This is a genomic window from Candidatus Phytoplasma citri (assembly GCF_002009625.1).
Taxonomy (GTDB): Bacteria; Bacillota_I; Bacilli_A; order Acholeplasmatales; family Acholeplasmataceae; genus Phytoplasma; species Phytoplasma citri.
In genome coordinates this window covers 17,612-35,642 of sequence record NZ_MWKN01000002.1, presented here as the reverse complement: position 1 = coordinate 35,642, position 18,031 = coordinate 17,612, and the positions used below count along the sequence as shown (strand labels likewise).

15 protein-coding genes and 3 tRNA genes are annotated in these 18,031 nt (G+C 22.9%); 17 read left to right on the top strand and 1 reads right to left on the bottom strand.

Features of this window, described 5'->3' with window-relative positions; genetic code table 11:
- Together B2G44_RS00280 and B2G44_RS00275 are read left to right on the top strand one after the other, a co-directional pair.
- The coding region (locus tag B2G44_RS00280; RefSeq protein WP_143325085.1) for an ATP-binding protein at positions 1-2,504 on the top strand (2,504 nt) is incomplete at its 5' end.
- A gap of 185 nt (positions 2,505-2,689) precedes the next feature.
- A tRNA-Ser gene (locus B2G44_RS00275) sits at positions 2,690-2,781 on the top strand.
- A gap of 121 nt (positions 2,782-2,902) precedes the next feature.
- On the opposite strand, the gene B2G44_RS00270 is transcribed toward B2G44_RS00275, so the two are convergent.
- The gene (locus B2G44_RS00270) at positions 2,903-3,952 is read right to left on the bottom strand and encodes a hypothetical protein (protein ID WP_078122870.1); all 1,050 of its coding nucleotides are present in this window, start codon (positions 3,950-3,952) and stop codon (positions 2,903-2,905) included.
- A 461-nt stretch (positions 3,953-4,413) separates the two neighbouring features.
- On the opposite strand from B2G44_RS00270, the gene B2G44_RS00265 reads away from it, so the two are divergent.
- From B2G44_RS00265 to B2G44_RS00195, 15 genes are all read left to right on the top strand, one after another.
- Positions 4,414-4,489 (top strand) — tRNA-Glu (locus B2G44_RS00265).
- Positions 4,490-6,572: 2,083 nt separating this feature from the next.
- A tRNA-Gly gene (locus B2G44_RS00260) sits at positions 6,573-6,647 on the top strand.
- Between the two features lie 430 nt (positions 6,648-7,077).
- Positions 7,078-7,557, top strand: coding sequence for a 50S ribosomal protein L13 (rplM, locus tag B2G44_RS00255; RefSeq protein WP_078122869.1), 480 nt, complete (start codon positions 7,078-7,080; stop codon positions 7,555-7,557).
- Positions 7,558-7,564: 7 nt separating this feature from the next.
- Positions 7,565-7,957 (top strand): 30S ribosomal protein S9, encoded by a 393-nt coding sequence (gene rpsI / locus B2G44_RS00250; RefSeq protein WP_078122868.1) that lies wholly within the window; start codon positions 7,565-7,567, stop codon positions 7,955-7,957.
- Between the two features lie 48 nt (positions 7,958-8,005).
- Positions 8,006-9,349 carry a glutamate--tRNA ligase gene (gltX, locus tag B2G44_RS00245; protein WP_078122867.1) on the top strand — a complete coding sequence of 448 codons (1,344 nt, stop codon included), beginning with the start codon at positions 8,006-8,008 and terminating at the stop codon, positions 9,347-9,349.
- 94 nt (positions 9,350-9,443) lie between these two features.
- The gene (gene cysS / locus B2G44_RS00240) at positions 9,444-10,766 is read left to right on the top strand and encodes a cysteine--tRNA ligase (protein ID WP_078122866.1); all 1,323 of its coding nucleotides are present in this window, start codon (positions 9,444-9,446) and stop codon (positions 10,764-10,766) included.
- Between the two features lie 42 nt (positions 10,767-10,808).
- On the top strand, positions 10,809-13,229 hold the full coding sequence (locus B2G44_RS00235) for an HAD-IC family P-type ATPase (RefSeq protein ID WP_078122865.1): 2,421 nt from the start codon (positions 10,809-10,811) through the stop codon (positions 13,227-13,229).
- A 36-nt stretch (positions 13,230-13,265) separates the two neighbouring features.
- The gene (gene rlmB / locus B2G44_RS00230; protein ID WP_078122864.1) at positions 13,266-13,988 is read left to right on the top strand and encodes a 23S rRNA (guanosine(2251)-2'-O)-methyltransferase RlmB; all 723 of its coding nucleotides are present in this window, start codon (positions 13,266-13,268) and stop codon (positions 13,986-13,988) included.
- Positions 13,989-14,152: 164 nt separating this feature from the next.
- Positions 14,153-14,296 (top strand): 50S ribosomal protein L33, encoded by a 144-nt coding sequence (gene rpmG, locus B2G44_RS00225; RefSeq protein WP_078122863.1) that lies wholly within the window; start codon positions 14,153-14,155, stop codon positions 14,294-14,296.
- Between the two features lie 33 nt (positions 14,297-14,329).
- Entirely contained in the window at positions 14,330-14,707 is a 378-nt protein-coding gene (locus tag B2G44_RS00220; RefSeq protein ID WP_078122862.1) for a hypothetical protein, read from the top strand.
- A gap of 85 nt (positions 14,708-14,792) precedes the next feature.
- The gene (nusG, locus tag B2G44_RS00215; RefSeq protein ID WP_078122861.1) at positions 14,793-15,404 is read left to right on the top strand and encodes a transcription termination/antitermination protein NusG; all 612 of its coding nucleotides are present in this window, start codon (positions 14,793-14,795) and stop codon (positions 15,402-15,404) included.
- Positions 15,405-15,632: 228 nt separating this feature from the next.
- Entirely contained in the window at positions 15,633-16,058 is a 426-nt protein-coding gene (gene rplK / locus B2G44_RS00210; RefSeq protein ID WP_078122860.1) for a 50S ribosomal protein L11, read from the top strand.
- 67 nt (positions 16,059-16,125) lie between these two features.
- Positions 16,126-16,815, top strand: coding sequence for a 50S ribosomal protein L1 (rplA, locus tag B2G44_RS00205; RefSeq protein WP_078122859.1), 690 nt, complete (start codon positions 16,126-16,128; stop codon positions 16,813-16,815).
- 113 nt (positions 16,816-16,928) lie between these two features.
- Complete coding sequence (rplJ, locus tag B2G44_RS00200) at positions 16,929-17,450, top strand: 50S ribosomal protein L10 (RefSeq protein ID WP_078122858.1); 522 nt, start codon at positions 16,929-16,931, stop codon at positions 17,448-17,450.
- Positions 17,451-17,525: 75 nt separating this feature from the next.
- A complete protein-coding gene (locus tag B2G44_RS00195) occupies positions 17,526-17,912 on the top strand; it encodes a ribosomal protein bL12 (RefSeq protein WP_078122857.1) in 387 nt (128 codons plus the stop codon).
- Positions 17,913-18,031: the final 119 nt, after the last annotated feature.

Below are 18,031 nucleotides of genomic sequence, written 5' to 3'. Positions count from 1 at the left end.
AAAAAGATAATCAAGAGTTAAAACAAAAATTAACTAATAATATCGATGTTGCCTATAAATTTATTGATATTTTAGAATTGATTGCATCTTCGTTTTTGAAACAATTAGATAAACAAAATTCCGAAAATATTAAAAATAATTCTTTAAATGTTTCTGCTCAAAAATTTGCTAAAGATACTTCTAAAATGCCTTTATTTGAGCAATTGATTGGTCTCAAAAAAGAAAAAGCTCAATTACAAGAATATTTAAATTATCTTAGAGATACTAAGAAATATTTTGAGATGGGTATGAAAAAACCTCCTAAAGGTATTATATTATATGGTCCTCCGGGTACAGGTAAAACTCATTTAGCTGAAGCATTTGCTCGAGAATCAGGTTTATCAGTTTTTTCTTTATCATCTTCGGATTTTTCCAAAACTTATGTAGGTGAAGCGCCAAGATTAATAGAAAATATTTTTATTGAAGCTCGTAAAAAATTTCCTAGTATTATTTTAATAGATGAGTGCGAAAGTGTATTTCGTTCTCGTGCTAGTAATTCTTTGACTACCGATCATGGTAATGTTATAGCTGCTTTCTTATCTTATTTAGAGGGTGTTCACGAAGATAAAGAAAGACCTGTTTTTATTATTGCTATGACCAATATTTTAGAAGAAATTGATTCAGCTATTTTAAGTCGTTTTGATAAACGTATTAAAGTTGATTTATGGGATTTTTCTTCAATTCAAGAATTTTTAAAATTAAAAGCTATAGATTATAAATTAGATTTAATGGCTTATGATTATTTGGTAAATGATATTCCTGAAATTATCTTTAAACTTAATAATGACGAATTAAAAACTCCTCGTGGTTTAATTAGTTTATTAAATCAAGCTGTTACTATATCGCAAAATTCGAATCATCAACATTCTTATGTAAAATTAATCGATCTACAATTATCTTTAGATTTAAAATTAGGTCTTAATAGTGTTAATTGGGATAATCATCAACATCAAGCTTATACTTGGCAAGATTTAGCTTTTATCAAAGAATATAACGGTATTTCTATAAAACAACTTTTTGAAGATAATAATTTTGAAAAATTAGAATTAAAATATTATGAATTAATTAAAAATAAGAGCCAAAATAATAAAAAACCTATTTATATTTCTTTAAAAAATGATGTAGGTTATCTTTATGATATTGATATTGATTCGAATAATATGTGGCCTTCCGATTTATTAGGTTTTTATTTAGATGTTCAAAATGTTTTAACTGATAATTTTGAATTTCATGTGCAACCACCAAATTTAAAAATTTCCAATCCAGAAGATCTTTTAAGGTTATATATTCGAAATAATAATAAATATAAAGTTGATCGGATATATTTTGTGTGGGATTTATTTAAACAAAAAGAAATTAACTTTTTGTTATTGAAAAAATGGGAAAATTTGGTTCAAAAATATCCTTTTTTAAAAAAACAATATCAAATTATGAAAGATGAGGTGAATTCTCAAATTCATTCTTTAAAAGATTTAGAATTAAATAAACTATTTAATAATTGGATAAAAAAATTGAAAAATAAATGGATTGAAGAAGTAATGCCTAAAATAAAATTATCCCCAAAAACTATTTATGATTTGTTTAAATTAAATCTTATTAACTTAATTGAAGAAGAAATTGATTTATGTTGGCAAAAAGATAATCTTTCGAAAGATACTTGTTTAGAACATATTATTATGCGTTTGAATGAAAATTTTTCTAATTTGTGTAAAAATTTTCTTCGTGATGAAACTATTAAAATAATTAATAAAATAAGTTTAAATAGAAAAATATTTTCTCAATTTCAAATTGAAAAAATTAAAGAATATTTAAAACAAAATACTATTCAAGAATTTGAAAAAGAATTGGATTCATTTTTTCAAAACAATATTTGGTCTGAAGAAATTTTAACAAAAATATTTGTTAATCAAGAAAAATATTTCAATCAACAAGATAGTGTATATTATAAACTTTGGCAGGAAAAAATATATAAATATTTAGATATTTCTTTACCTCATTTTGAACAATTAAAATTAAAAAAATATTTAATTCATCAATTAATTAAGACTTATTTCCAACAAGATTTAGAATTAGATAAAATTATCGAACAGTTAAACGAAAAAATTGATATTTATAAACAACAATTTGAACAAAAATTAGAGAAAAAAATTAATCAAATTGTAAATCAATATTTTTTATCTAATTATTTTCAAGATTCTCCTGATCTTGCGACTATTAGTTTAATTAATAAAAGAGCTAATATATGGATTAATCATAATTTAAAATCAGATGAAAAGATTAAATCAGAAAAAGAAATTGAAAATATTGTTCTTAATTTTTTAAAAAAATATACAAAAAATCTAATTATTAACCAACAAAAAAGGGAAACATTTTTAGAATTTAATTTTGTTAAAATTATTTTTGTTATTTGTTTGTTGTTGTTTTGTGTTTTTTATTTTTTATGTTTTAATAATCTAAAAAAATAAATTTAATATATTATTTCATATATTCATTCATTTTTTAATTTTCCGTTCTAAAACGGAAAATTTTAAAAAATTAATATTTTAAAAAAAATTAATATTTTTTTATTTATCGATATTATATTTGTTATAATTTACGTCGTATTATCTTTTTTAAAATAAAAATTTATAAAAATTAATAAATTTTTCTTGGAGCAGTACTCAAGTGGCTATAAGAGGCATCTCTGCTAAGGATGTAGTTCAAGAAATTGATGCAAGGGTTCGAATCCCTTCTGCTCCGCCATTTTTATGTTTTTTTGAGCATGAAATTTTTAAAAAAAGTAAAATATTAAAAAAATAAAAACACTTTCTAATTTCTAATTGATTTAGAAAGTGCTTTTTTATTTTAATAGTATTTAGATAAGTTATAAACTATTATTTTTGTGTTTGTTTTTTTTATTAAATTGATAAATTATAAGTAAAAATGTTACTGTTATTAAAATGCATAATAAATAAAATAATTTGCTTGCAAAAGAAATATTATTATTTGATGAAAATTCGAAATTATCCTCATTGTTATTGTTTTTAGAGCTATTATTGGTATCATTTAAAATTGTATCTATTTTATTTTTTAATGTTTGGAAATTATTTAATTTTTGGTCTAAACTCGGATTTATAAGAACACTTAATGTTAGTTTTTGGTCATTTATACCTTCATCTAATATTTGTTTGCTTATAATTTCTTGTTCTAACGTGTTATTTATGTTTGATATTGCGATTCTTGTGTTATCTATTGATTTCTTTAATTCAGTTTCGTTGTCTTGCTGTTTACTATATAAATCCGTCAATTGGTTTTTTATGATGTTATAATTTTCTTTATTTTCGTCTTTTAAATAATCATATATTTCTTTGAATTTTATTAAATTATCTTTTAATGATTCGATAGTTGTCGTATCTTGGTTATCTATGTTTTGGAAAAATGTTACAATATTTTTTAATTTTTCTAATGCGTTATCTAAATATTCATTTATTTTTTCTTTTAGATTTTCGAATATTTGTTTTTGGTCTTCTTTGTTTTTGATTAAATCTGTTATTGTATTAAGTTGACCTTCAATTTCATTTTTTTTGCTTTCTGCGAAATTAAATAAGTTATTGTTTAAATTGTTAAATACATCTGTGTTTATGAAAAAATTTTTGATATCTTTTTTTATTTGGTTGTATTCGTTTAATAAATTAGTGCATTGATCGAGCAACTCCTTGTTTTGTTTTTGCTGTATTATTGGGTTATTGCTCATTTTTGTTAAATATTGTAATATATCATCGTTTTCTTCTGTTTGTATATTAGCTTGGAATGAAAAATTTGAATTTAAAGTTATGTAATTAATAGTAAATAATGATGTTATTACAAACATTAAAACAAATAATATTTTATTAATATTAAAATTTTTTTTTATATTATTTATAACTTTAAGCATATTTATAAAATTTATCCTTTCATTTGTAAGATTAAAAAAGTAAAAACTTATTATAAATGTTGATTATTTTAATCTTATACAAGATTAATTATAACATAAAAATTTTTTGAAAATAATATTTTACAAAAATTTTATTATTGATAAGAGATATATATTTTTTCTTTTTAAAGTCTTTGGAAGTTAGAATTATCTAATTTTAAAAGCAATTAAATTGGATAAAATGATTATTTTAATATTGACTTTAATAGATAATGTTGTTAAAATAAAAAGCGGTTTAATTAGTTCAAAATGTTTAATCTTCAATTATATTTTGTAAATATGTTTGTTTTTAAAAGTAATTTTTAAATTTGATTGAGATTTGAAAATTTTTTTAACATTTAATTTTTTATATTTTTTATTTTAGTGTTTATCTTTATTCATTTAAAATTTGTTAAGCTATGTTATAATAAATTTTATATTTAGGCCCGTTGGAGAAATGGTCAACTCACATGCCTTTCACGCATGCATTCACGGGTTCGAATCCCGTACGGGTCACCATTAAATATTATTTTATTTTAAAAATTGCACCCATAGCTCAACTGGATAGAGCATCTGACTACGGAGGGCGCAAAAGATGCGCATAATTCTGCTATTTAACGAATAGCCTTGTACGATAATTACAAGAGGTCACGTAAACACCATAAGGTGGGCTTGATCAACTAGTTCGAAAGAATAGTTGATAACAGCAAAAGCACGCAAGCGAGATGAGACGAAATATCTAGTCAATAAGTTTTTCGCGAGACCAGAAGTTAAGGAAAAGGTGAAAATCCCTAATCAGCTAAAAAGTATGGTCATTTCAGAGACATCTTTGGTAAGATATTGATAAAAATAACCAAGATTTTGAAGGTAAAGGATATAGATTCGTAGTATCTTTTAATTATCTATAAAGTTAGTTTAACTAACTCTTCAAACAGCTATCTATTATGTGTTTATTAAAAAATAAAAAACACATGAAAGCCTCAATTTTAAAAATAAATTTGTAAGCTGAACCTAAAATTTCACGTAGAATTATGTAGTAACTTTGATCTCCCTAAAGATAGATTTTAAAAAAATCTTAAAACAGCTAGTTGCTGATCCAAGGGAAAAGCGAAACTTAGAGTAGTCATAGGAATAATACTAAAATTGGAATATTTTAGGATAACCCTATCAAGGAGAAGGATAATAACCTTTACAAGGCGAAAAAGTTTCAATATCTTTTAGTTTTTTGTATTTGAGAAACTTATTTGGATTTATTATTTATTTAATTTAAATTTATTGTTAAATTTTTTTAGGAAAATCCGGATTAGATCGATATATTATGAATTTTTAATATTTTTTCTTTTATAAAAATATAATTTAATTAAAATCCATCAATAATATTTTTAAAATCGATATAAACCTAAACCGGTTCAACAAAAATTAAAAATATACTGTTATGTTAAATATAAATTAGAAAAATAATTTATTTATTTTTCAAATAACAAAAAAAATAATAGATGTTAGGAGCCGGATGTTTGGAAACTTACTTGTCCGGTTCTGTGGGAGGCTAATTTCGAATAAAAAAGTTAATTTGATAATTTACTTTTTAAACCGATTTAATCTATCCCGATTCAGAAGGTTGGGGGTTCAAATCCTCTTGGGTGTGCCATTATTTGTTATTTTTGTCGGGAAGTAGCTTAGCTTGGTTAGAGCGCCTGGTTTGGGAGGGCGAGAAAGATGCTTAAAATATTTAGTGGTTTAACCATCCATCGTCATTATGATAATGTGACGCAACATATATCTGGTTGATTATATCGAAAGATTAATCGCATTATAGCAAGATATAAAAGCGCATTGAGTAAAAAATACTTTTACAAAAAGTTTGCGCAAGTTGAATGATGACTATGGATAAACTCTTATTAGAGTCTAAGAGAATTAAGAAATCTATTTGACTATTCGAACAAAATTATTATAATGATTAGTAATTTTGAAGTTTTGAAGTTTTATTTTAATTTGGTCCCAAGATTAAAATAATTATCACCTTTTTGTGTTAAACAAAAAAGGACTAATTTGTAAGATTCACCTATTATTCGTTTATTTTTGTATAAAAAGTATTTGGTTTTAGGTCATCTCACCTAAGGTCATTGGGTAAATATTTTAGGGTAACTTCTATCTCCCTAAACTGCATGATATTTTTTTTGAGAAAAATTTTAAATTTTTATCGAATAAGCGGCAAGGGAAAAGCAAAACCATAGTAGTCATGGTGTATTCAAGATAAGTTTTGGAATATTCTTATTGCATGATCCCATTTAAGAGATTAGGAAAGCTAATTACAAGGCGAAAGGGAAAAGATAATTTTTATATATTTTAATGAAATCTAACTTGAATAAAATTTAAATTTTAAATAAATTTAATTTAAACTTTATAGGTTAGAAAAATTTAAATAAAATTATTTAAACGCCGTATACTTGGAAACTTGTTTGTACGGTGTTGTGTGGGGCTTATTGTAATAATGAAACTTTCATGAAACGCAATAATTCTATCACGATCCAGGAGGTCGCGGGTTCGAATCCTGTCTTCCCGACCATTTTATTATTTAATAATTTAATTTATTTCCGTTTATGCGAATGTCGTATAATGGTTATTACTCTAGCCTTCCAAGCTAGATATGTGGGTTCGATTCCCATCATTCGCTCCAGTTTTAAGTTAAAATTTATACAATAATAATTTGTATTTTTTTATATTAAAAAAATATTTATTTTGGGAATTTAGTTTTTAATTTATTTTTAATTTATTATTGTATAAGTTTTATTTTTTATAGTTTTGGAAAGATATTTTAAAGATACTTGACATTCTTATTTGATTTTAATATAATTTGATTATATTTGTTTTATGAGGATTTATCTTGCAATTTCAAAATTTTCTATTGATATTTTTTATATATGGAATTAAATTTTTTAGCTATTATAATTTTTAATTTGCATGAAATTTATTTTTTGCAATGAATGGAGAATGTTTTTTTATTTTTCATACCTTTATTTTTAGCTTATAGATGGATTTTAATTATATAAAATTATTGATTAAAATATTTTTCTTAATTTTTTCTTGAATGGAGATTTTTTTAATTTATGATTAATAATACTACTTCGGTGTTTTTTAATAAAAATTTAAATGATTTGAATCGTACTATCAGTGTTAGCGAAAATTATTTTAAAAAAAAATGGTATATTATTGATGCTAATCAGAAAATTTTAGGAAGAATAGCGACTAAAATTTCTGCTATTTTAATGGGTAAAAATAAGATTTTTTATACTCCTCATATTGATAATGGTGATTATGTAATAGTTATTAATGCTAAAAAAGTTACTTTAACAGGGGGAAAAATTCATCAAAAAAAATATTCTAGACATTCAGGATACCCAGGCGGTTTAACTCAAGTAAAATTTACAGAAATGATGCGAAAATTTCCTAATAGAATAATTGAAAAAGCAGTTTTTGGTATGTTGCCTAAAAATAAATTAGGTCGAAAAATAAAAAAGAAGTTGTTTGTTTATGCCGATAATATCCATAAACATAATGCTCAAAATCCAGAAATTTTAGAGGTTTAATAATTTTATGACAATAATACAATTTAATGGTACTGGTAGGCGTAAAACTTCTGTTGCACGAACTATTTTAAGAACTGGATCGGGCAATATTGTAATTAATAACAGAGATTTTGAAAAATATATATCATCTCCTATTAATCGTTCAGAAATTTTAAAACCTTTAAAATTAACTAATGAATTAAATTGTTACAATATTAAAGTTATTGTGTGCGGAGGAGGATCTACTTCTCAAGCAGAAGCTATTCGTTTGGGAATTTCTAGAGCTTTACTAAAAGCTAAACCCTCTTTGAGAAGTGTTTTAAAAAAAGCAGGATTTTTAACTAGGGATGCGCGTATTGTAGAACGAAAAAAACCTGGTTATAGAAAATCACGAGCTCGTCCTCAATTTTCTAAACGTTAATTTTTTTATTAATTAGTTATTGTTTTTCTAATAAAAAAGGGGATGATTATGGAATCTGTTAGAGTTCGTTATGCGCCGAGTCCGACTGGTAATGGATTACATATCGGTAATGCTAGAACAGCATTTTTCAATTATTTATTTGCTCATGTCTTTAAAGGTTCTTTTGTTATTCGTATAGAGGATACAGATGTTTTTCGTAATGTAATTGGGAGCGAAGAAAAACAATTATTACAACTTAAATGGTTAGGTCTTGATTGGTCTGAAGGTCCTGATATCGGGGGATCTTATGGACCTTATCGACAATCGGAAAGACTATCTGTTTATGATAAATATACAAGAATATTGTTAGAAAAAAAATTAGCATATAAGGTTTATTCTCATAGTTATAAAAATAATTACGTAGTGCGTTTTAGAGTGCCTAAAGATCAACAATATTCTTTTGTAGATTTGATTCGCGGTCCTATTAGTTTTGCTAGCAAAGATATTGAAGATTGGATTATATTAAAAGAAAATGGTTATCCTACTTATAATTATGCTGTTGTTATAGATGATTATTTAATGAAAATTTCTCATATTTTACGAGGAGAAGAACATATTACTAATACTCCAAAACAAATAATGATTTATAAAGCTTTTAATTGGAAAATTCCTAATTTTGCTCATATGTCTTTGATTTTAGATCAAAATAAAAGAAAAATGAGTAAACGTAATTGTGATGATGTGATTCAATTTATTGAACAATATAGGAATTTAGGTTATTTACCTGAAGCAATTTTGAATTTTTTGTTTTTTTTAGGATTTTCTCCTAACACGAATCAAACTATTTTAAATAAAGAAAATATCATTAATTTATTTGATATGAAACGTTTCATCAAAGATCCTGCTGTTTTTGATATTTCAAAATTAAATTTTATTAATAGAGAATATTTGAAAAAATTATCTTTAGAAGAATTAGTTGCTAAGGTTAAAGTTTTTTTTAAACAATTTCAAATTGATTTAGAACATGATCGGATAAGTAAATTAGTTTCTTTGTTGCGTGATAGAATATATTATATTCAGGAAATTATTGATTTGTATAGGTTTTTTTTCGTTACTGAACATTTAGTTACCCATGAATTAAAATTTTTTTTAACTGAACATAAAGGTTATGAATTGATACCTATTTTGTTAGAAATGTTTCATAAATTAGATATTTTTAAATCTTTTGAATTAAAACAAATAATTTTAAATTTAAAACAGGATTTTAATATGGATTTAAAAATTTTCTTTAAAATAGTTAGAATATTATGTACTTGTCAACTTCAAGGGCCTAATTTGTTTGATTATTTGGAGCTTTTAGGCAAAGACAAAGTATTAAAAAATTTAGAGAAATTTAAATTAATTTTTGATTAGTTATTTTATTAAAACAACGTTATTTTTTATTTACTGTTATAAATAATTTAAATTGTTTGTATGTTTAAAAAATAAAGATAAAAAGGTTTTTTTGATGTTACAATTTTATAATTCTTTAACTGGTAGAAAAGAGGAATTTTATTCTTTAAATAATTCACAAGTTAATATTTATGTTTGTGGCCCTACTGTATATGATCATCTTCATATAGGTAACATTAGATCTTTAATTTTTTTTAATTTATTAAAAAAATATTTAATATCTATAGGTTTTAAAGTTTTTTTAGTTGTTAATATTACTGATTTAGATGATAAAATTATTCAAGTTGCTATCAAAAATAAAAGTACTGAGAAACAAATAACTGATTATTACAAAAAACAATTTTTTTATTTATTAGATAAATTAGAAATTCATGGAATTGATCAATTTCCTTTGGTTACTAATTATATAGATCAAATGATTTCATATATTAGCTTACTTTTGGAAAAAAAGTATGCTTATTTGACTAATGAAGGTGTTTATTTTTGTAATAATAATATTATTAATTATGGTTGTTTGAGTGGCCAAAAGATTAATAAATTGTATACAAACATTAATAAGAAAAATGTTTTTGTGAAACAAAATTCCGAAGATTTTGTTTTATGGAAAAAAACTAATATCGGTATTCGTTATTTTAGTCCTTGGTTTTTAGGTCGCCCAGGATGGCATACTGAATGTGTAGTCATGATTAGAGAAATTTTCCGAAACACTATTGATGTTCATGGTGGAGGTCATGATTTAAAATTTCCTCATCATGAAAACGAACAAGCTCAATTTATGGCTAGTGATGGTAAACCCTTAGCTCGTTATTTTATGCATATAGGACATGTTAATTATCATAATCATAAAATGAGTAAATCTTTGAATAATGTTGTTCTAGTAAAAGATTTATTGACTGAAATTAAAGATTCTAATATTATTAAATTTTTGTTTTGTCATTTTCATTATTTAAAACCTATTAATTATACTCAAGAATTGATTAATGAAATTAAAATTAAGTATTTTAAAATTTTAAAAATTTTAAACAAAGTTAATTTTACAATAATAATAAATAATTTTTATAATTACGAAATAAATAAAATTTATTTAAAACAATTCCATAAATTTATGAAGAATGATATTGATACTCCTAATGTTGTTACTTTAATTGAAAAAATGTTAAAAAATATTTTTAAAAATATAACTAATTTGTGGGTATTATCTGAATTATATTATACTTTAATTTATATTTTAAATAATTTAGATATTTCTATTATTTTAAATAATGTTACAGAACAGATGATTGAATATTATTATTTATGGCAGAGAGCTAAAAAATTAAAAGACTTCGATCAGGCAGATTTTTTTAGAAATATTTTATTACAACAGAATTTTATTTGATAATAAATTTTAAGTAATTATTATTTCGGAGCAGGTGAAAATATGAATAACGATATTAATAAAACAAGTTTGGAAAATTCTGCAATTAATGATTTCTTAAATCAAGATTTAAGTCATTTTGGTCTTACTACTTACGAAGTAACTCGAAGATTAAAAAATCAAAAACAATATAAATCAATCAATAATGATAAAAATATCTTGAGTATCATTTGTAATAATTTGTTTACATGTCTAAATTTGTTATTACTTGTGATTGTTATTATTATTTTGAAAATGCGACGTTATGATCAATTATTTTTTTTAATAGTTAATTCTTTAAATATTATTATTAGTATTGTTCAAGAAATTAAAATAAAAAAAACTTTGGATAAAATTAATTTAATTTTACCGAATAATATTAAAGTTATTCGGGATGGTTGTGTTATAGAAATTTCGAATTCTAATTTGGTTTTAGGTGATTGTTTAGTATTGGGATTAGGTAATCAAATTGTAGCAGATGTTTGTGTAAAACATGGAATTTTAGAAGTAAATGAATCATTTTTAACAGGGGAATCGAAATCAGTTTTAAAAAAAACAGGTGATATTGTATATTCTGGTAGTTATGTTATTTCAGGTTTAGCTTATGCTGATGTTATTTCTTTGGGCGAAGATACTTATGTTTCTAATTTGATTAAACAAGCTAAAAAATATCAAAAAATAAAAAACCCTTTAATGAAAACATTTTCAATGTTAGTGAAATTAATTTTTTTTGCCACAATACCTACTACTATAATTTTATTTTGTTCATATAAATTTAATTTTTATCACTTGAATGATGAACATTTATTAGGAATATGTGGTTTTATGTTAGGTATGACTCCTTCTGGATTATTCTTGTTAATGAGTATGATTTCTATTTTAGGTTTTATCAGGTTATTTAAACGTAAAGCTTATATGAAAGATTTGTTAGGCATTGAAATGTTGTCTCAAATAAATATATTGTGTTTAGATAAAACTGGTACTATTACTGATGGTAATATGAATGTTAAAAAAATTTTAAAATATTCTGCTGATGATACTATTAATGTACATTCTTTAATGGCTAATTTTGTTCAACATTTTTCTATTGATAATAATCCTACTCAAAAAGCCTTATATAATTATTTTAATGATTATTTCAATTCTCAAATCATTTATAAAGTAAAAAATCTACAAGCTTTTTCTAGTATAAGAAAATATAGTGCTATTGAATTTGAAGAATTAGGTACATTTTTATTAGGTGCTCCGGAATTTTTATTAAAACAAACAAATGAGATTCTTGAAAAAGATTTAAAAAAATATACTAATTTAGGTTATAGAGTGTTGTTATTAGTTCATACCAATGATCTTTTATTTAATATCGATAATAATACTGATTATCAAGTTATATCTTTGATTTTGTTAGAAGATATTATTAAAAAAGATGCTTATGAAACTATTAAGTATTTTCAAAATTTAGGTATTAAAATAAAAATTATTTCTGGTGATAATGCTTTTACTACAGGTTATATAGCTCAACGAATTGGTTTGATTAATTCGGTTAAGGAAAAATCTCTTAATTTAACTAATATAGAATCTGAAAAATTATGTGATTTATCTAATAAATATGATGTTTTTGGCAGGGCTACTCCGGAACAAAAAAAAACATTAATTTCTTGTTTTAAAAATAATAATCAAAAAGTTGCTATGATTGGAGATGGAGTTAATGATATTTTAGCTTTTAAAGAATCCGATTTATCTATCTCTATGGCTTCAGGAAGTAAAGCTGCTCAAAATGTTGCAAATTTAATTTTGATAAATTCTAAATTTGATTCTTTACCATCTGTTTTTTTAGAAGGTCGTAGATTAATTAATAATTTAGAAAAAAATTCTATTGTTTTTTTAACTAAAACTATTTTTACTTTTTTATTAGCTTGGATTACAATAATTAATAATTTTTTGAGTAAGAATTTAATTTTTTTTCCTTTTACTCCATTACAATTAAATTTTATTGATATTTGTTTTATTGGTATACCTTCTTTTTTCTTATCTTTAGAATCTAATTATAAACCTTTAAATAATTTCTTTATTAGCGATGTTTTAAAAAAATCAGGAATTTATGGCTTATTAATTAGTTTTAATTATATTTTGATATTAACTTTATATGCAGGAAAAATTAATAGTTTTCGATCTCATTATCAAATTTCTTATCTATTAACTTTAATAACTGCTTTTATTTTTGCTAGTATTTTATTTATGAATTGCTTTCCTTTTGATAAATTTAAAATAATTTTATTTTTCAGTATTATGTTTATTTTTTCTTTATTATTGATTATTTTTGTTTGGAAGATACCTTTTATTTATGAAATCGCGAGTGCTATTTGGGATGTTATTTTGATTAAATATTTTTATTTTATTATATTATTAGTGATTAATTTGTTAATTTTATTTCGAATTAATAAATAAGATTGATTTTAGAAGTTTCGAAAGAATTATATAGATATGGTAATTATTTATGGTAAAAACATAATTAAAGAAGCTCTTAAAGCTAAAAGAAAAATTTATTTTTTATATATTAATCCTCTTATGAAAGATAAAGTTTTTTTAAATTTTATATTACGTCATTATCCGAATTATTGTTATTTAGATAAACATCAACTAAATAATAAAGTTCAAAATAATAATCATCAAGGGGTAGTAGCAGAAGTTCAAGATTATTTATATAGAAAAGATTTATTGCAATATTTAAATGACAAATCAGATAGAATAGTTAAATTTTTAATTTTGGATGCTATTCAAGATCCTCATAATTTTGGAGCAATTATACGAACTGTAGAAGCAAGTGATTTTGATGGAATTATTGTAAGCAAAAAACATCAGGTTCCTTTAAATAGTACAGTAGCTAAAACTTCAAGTGGTGCTTTAGAATATGTTAATATTTTTTTGGTTTGCAATTTGTATCAAACTATTTTAACTATGCAAAAATTTAATTTTATAATTATTGGGACCGAAATCGGAATAGATAATAATTTAAACACTATTCCTTTAAATCAATCTTTAGCTATTATATTAGGTAATGAAGGCATAGGAATACGTTCTTTGTTAAAAAAAAAATGTAATTATTTAGTTAGTATTCCGACGCAAGGTATGGTTAATTCTTTAAATGTTAGTGTTTCGGCAGCTATTATTATTTTTTATTTATATATGAAAAATAAAAAATATTAATTTAATTAATTTAATTTATTTATTAATTTATTTAATCATGTTATGTTATAATATTGAGAAAAGATTATCTTGATTTAAAAGATTTATATTATAATATATTTTATTTATCTTTAGTAAGTTATTAAAATTTATAAGGTTATCGAAATTGTGAAAATATAATAATAATGGTTAAAAGTAATATTTTAATATGTCAAAATTGTTTAAGTCGTAATTATCGCGTTAAGATACATAATCGTAATCAAAAATTAGTTTTAAAAAAATATTGTTTTTGTTGCAAAAAACATATTATTCACGAAGAAACTAGATGAATAAAATTATCTGTAAATATAAAGGAGATAACTGTGGTATATAAAAAAATTGAAGAAAAACCAACAATTCCTTTAATGCAAGTTTTGCGGGAAGAATACAGCTTAATTAATATTTTTTGCGTTATTTTATCTATGATTTTTTTAGGAGTTTGTTGCAATTGTTTTCATCAATTTCCTGATCACTGGAGTATTTGTTTATTATTGCTATCTAGTGTTTTTTTTTTAATTAGTATTTTTCCTTTTGTACGGAATATTTTTTTTGATCTTCGTTTGGTAAGTTTTCCGACCAAAATCCAAATTATTAAGCAAATTATTCAGGTTTTTGTATTTACTGTTATTTTAATTTTGATTTTAAATTTATTTCAATATTTTTATGATGTTTATATGATATCTTTGCTTAAAAAAAATTGAATTAAAATTAATTTTATGATTAATTTAATTCATTAAATGATTAAATTTCAAAAATTATTAATGAAAATATATTTAGGTGTTTAAAATGCAATCAAAAATGAAAAATAATAAAATAATTGATAATGATGTAACTGATGAGGATAACAGTCTTTTGAAATCTCAATGGTATATTTTGCAAACTCAATCAGGTTATGAAAAAGTTGTTCAACAAGATTTATTAAAGATAGCTAATAGTGGTATTGGGATATCAAATTTGATTCATGAAGTTATTTGTCCTACTGAAAAACATATTAAAATTAAAGCTGATGGCACTAAAAAAGAAATAGAGAAAAAAATTTATATTGGTTATATTTTTATTAAAATGATTATGACAAATCAATCTTGGTTTATAGTTCGTAATATTCCTAAAGTAACTGGATTTTTAGGCACTATTAAAAAAGAAAAAGGTTCTAAACCTATACCTTTGACTGAAAGCGAAATTAATCCTATATTATTAAAAATGGGAATTATGTCTAAACCAAATTATGATCATTTAATTAATAAGCGAGTTCAAATTATAAACGGTTCATTTGTTGGCCAAGTAGGTAGAGTTTCTTTAGTAGATTATGAAAAAGATAAAATGATGGTCGAAATCGAGTTATTTGGCAGAGCAACACCTATAGAAATTTCTTTTTCTTCTTTTAAAGAAATAAATTAAATTAAAATAATGTTTTAAATTAGTTAAGAAATTTAATTAGTATGATTAAATATGTTATAATACTATGAATATTTTGGATATTTTGATTATTAAAATATTTAATTAATTGGATTTTCGTTTTGAAAATAATATTTTGTTATTTGTTAGTAATAAAATAGTTTTTTAAATTATTGAGAAAATGTTAAACATTTTTAGAAATAAAAAAAGGTTGGTATTAAATAAATTATAATGGCGAAAAAAATTGTTAAAAATATTAAATTACAAATTTTAGCTGGTAAAGCTAATCCTGCTCCTCCTATAGGACCTGTTTTAGGACAAGCTCAAGTGAATATTCCTTCATTTTGTTCTCAGTTTAATGAAGCTACTAAAGATAAATTAGGTTTTACTTTACCAGTAGAAATTACAGTTTTTGATGATAAAAGTTTTAAATTTATTGTGAAAACTCCCATTACAAGTGATTTATTAAAAAAAGCTACTAATATTTCGAAAGGTTCTTCTGATTCGATGAAAAATAAAGTAGCTACTATTAAATATGATCAAATTATAGAAATAGCAAAATTAAAAATGCCAGATTTAAATGCTTATTCCATTGAACAAGCTTCTAAAATTATAGAAGGAACTGCTATTAATATGGGGATTATTGTTGAAAAATAATAATTTATTATTTTTTAATCAATAAAAAAGAAAGGCATATTTTTATATTATAAAAGGATTAAAATTTATGACAAGAAGTAAAAGATATTTATCAATTAGTAAAAAAATAGACTTTAATCAGATTTATAAAATGCATGATGCTGTTGAATTATTGTATAATATCAAAACTGCAAAATTTGATGAAACTGCTGAATGCGTTTTTGTTTTAAATGTTGAACATAAAAAGGTAGATCAACATATACGTGGTTCTGTTGTTTTACCTTATGGTTTGGGGAAAAAATTTTGTATCGTTGTGATCGCTCAAGGAGAACAAGCTCAGAAAGCTAAAGAATTAGGTGTGGATTTTGTTGGTGATCAAGAATTAATTCGAAAAATCTCTAATGGTTGGACAGATTTTGATGTTTTGATATCTGTTTCTAGTTTTATGCCTTCTTTGACAAAGTTAGGAAAACTTTTAGGGCCTAAAGGATTAATGCCTAATCCTAAGTTAGGCACTATGACAGAGGATGTAGAACCGATTATAAAGGATATCCGAAAAGGTAGAATGGAATATAAAACGGATAAATTTGGTAATCTTCATTCGGTGTTAGGTAAATTATCGTTTAATAAAGAACAATTAACAGGCAATTTGGTTTTTTTATATAATCATTTAATTTCTATAAAACCTAAAACAGTAAAAGGTGAATTTATTAAAAATATAACCATCTCTTCTACTATGTCTCCGGGTATTAAAGTTGATCTTTTATCGATTAGATAAAATTTAAAATAATTATTTAAATTATTTTTTTAATTTTATTTTTTATAAAAGATTTTTTGCGATTATATTATATCGATAAATTTATATTTTTTAAAAAAAGGAAACAACAATTTATGTTAAAATCTACTATTAAAGAGAAAAGTAATTATGTTGATTATTTATCTCAAAATATTGATAATTCTAATTTAGTTGTTTTATTAGAATTTAAAGGATTAAAAGTGATTGATTTAACTAATTTACGCTGTCAATTGCGAAAATTAGTTTCATGTAAGTTTCAAGTAGTACCTAATAATATCATTAAAAGAGCTTTAACTAAGTCAAAATATGGTGAATTAACCGAATTTAAGAATCCCAAAGCTTTATTTTGGACTTTATCTAATTCTTCGGATATTTTTTCTTCTTTAAATGCTTTATACAAATTTTCTAAAATGAATGAATTTTTAAAAATTAATTTTGGGATTGTAGAAAATGAAATTTGTTCTCCGGAACAAATGGTTAAATTGGCGCAAATACCATCTAAAGCAGCATTGTTATCTATGTTGTTATTTAGTGTTTTGGTGCCTGTTAAAAATATAATTACTGTTTTAAAATTATTAATACAAAAAAAACAACAAATAGGGATTAATAATGATTAAAATTTTTTAATATTATATAGACATTTTTAAGTATTTGTTAAAATAAAAAAAAGAATTATAAATAGGAGATTAACAATGGCAGAAAATAATAAAATAGAGCAAATTATTCAATTTTTAGGTGATATGAAAGTTAAAGAATTACAAGAATTAGTAACTAAAATTCAAGATTCTTTTGGTATTGAAATGGAAAATGTTTCTAATGTAAGTGGTTCTACTGAAGATGTTAATAAAGAAAAAAATGAGCAAACAGAATTTAAAATTATTATGACTTCTGCGGGTCAATCTCGCACTGCGGTTATTCAATATTTAGTTAAAAATTTTGGTTTTAGCATCGGTGAATTAATATCAGCATGTCAAGCTGAAAATGCTAATTTATTAATTAAAGAAAATGTAAATAAAGAACAAGCTGAAGAAATTAAAAAACAAATAGAAAATTTAGGAGCTCAAGTGAAAATTGAATAAAAAAATATTTTATAAATTGGTTGCAAAAAATATAGTTTTAGGCGACAACAAAAATAAAATTTTTTTGATAAACTAAATATTTATTAAACCTGAGAACTAAAATAGGTATCTTAGGTTTT

What these genes read in the sequence shown, in the direction of transcription:
- B2G44_RS00235 (WP_078122865.1), top strand. Translation starts at nt 10,809, where the DNA reads ATGAATAACGATATTAATAAAACAAGTTTGGAAAATTCTGCAATTAAT.
- rplM (WP_078122869.1), top strand. Translation starts at nt 7,078, where the DNA reads ATGATTAATAATACTACTTCGGTGTTTTTTAATAAAAATTTAAATGAT.
- B2G44_RS00195 (WP_078122857.1), top strand. Translation starts at nt 17,526, where the DNA reads ATGGCAGAAAATAATAAAATAGAGCAAATTATTCAATTTTTAGGTGAT.
- B2G44_RS00270 (WP_078122870.1), bottom strand. Translation starts at nt 3,952, where the DNA reads ATGCTTAAAGTTATAAATAATATAAAAAAAAATTTTAATATTAATAAA.
- cysS (WP_078122866.1), top strand. Translation starts at nt 9,444, where the DNA reads ATGTTACAATTTTATAATTCTTTAACTGGTAGAAAAGAGGAATTTTAT.
- rplJ (WP_078122858.1), top strand. Translation starts at nt 16,929, where the DNA reads ATGTTAAAATCTACTATTAAAGAGAAAAGTAATTATGTTGATTATTTA.
- rplK (WP_078122860.1), top strand. Translation starts at nt 15,633, where the DNA reads ATGGCGAAAAAAATTGTTAAAAATATTAAATTACAAATTTTAGCTGGT.
- rplA (WP_078122859.1), top strand. Translation starts at nt 16,126, where the DNA reads ATGACAAGAAGTAAAAGATATTTATCAATTAGTAAAAAAATAGACTTT.
- gltX (WP_078122867.1), top strand. Translation starts at nt 8,006, where the DNA reads ATGGAATCTGTTAGAGTTCGTTATGCGCCGAGTCCGACTGGTAATGGA.
- nusG (WP_078122861.1), top strand. Translation starts at nt 14,793, where the DNA reads ATGCAATCAAAAATGAAAAATAATAAAATAATTGATAATGATGTAACT.
- rpmG (WP_078122863.1), top strand. Translation starts at nt 14,153, where the DNA reads ATGGTTAAAAGTAATATTTTAATATGTCAAAATTGTTTAAGTCGTAAT.
- rlmB (WP_078122864.1), top strand. Translation starts at nt 13,266, where the DNA reads ATGGTAATTATTTATGGTAAAAACATAATTAAAGAAGCTCTTAAAGCT.
- rpsI (WP_078122868.1), top strand. Translation starts at nt 7,565, where the DNA reads ATGACAATAATACAATTTAATGGTACTGGTAGGCGTAAAACTTCTGTT.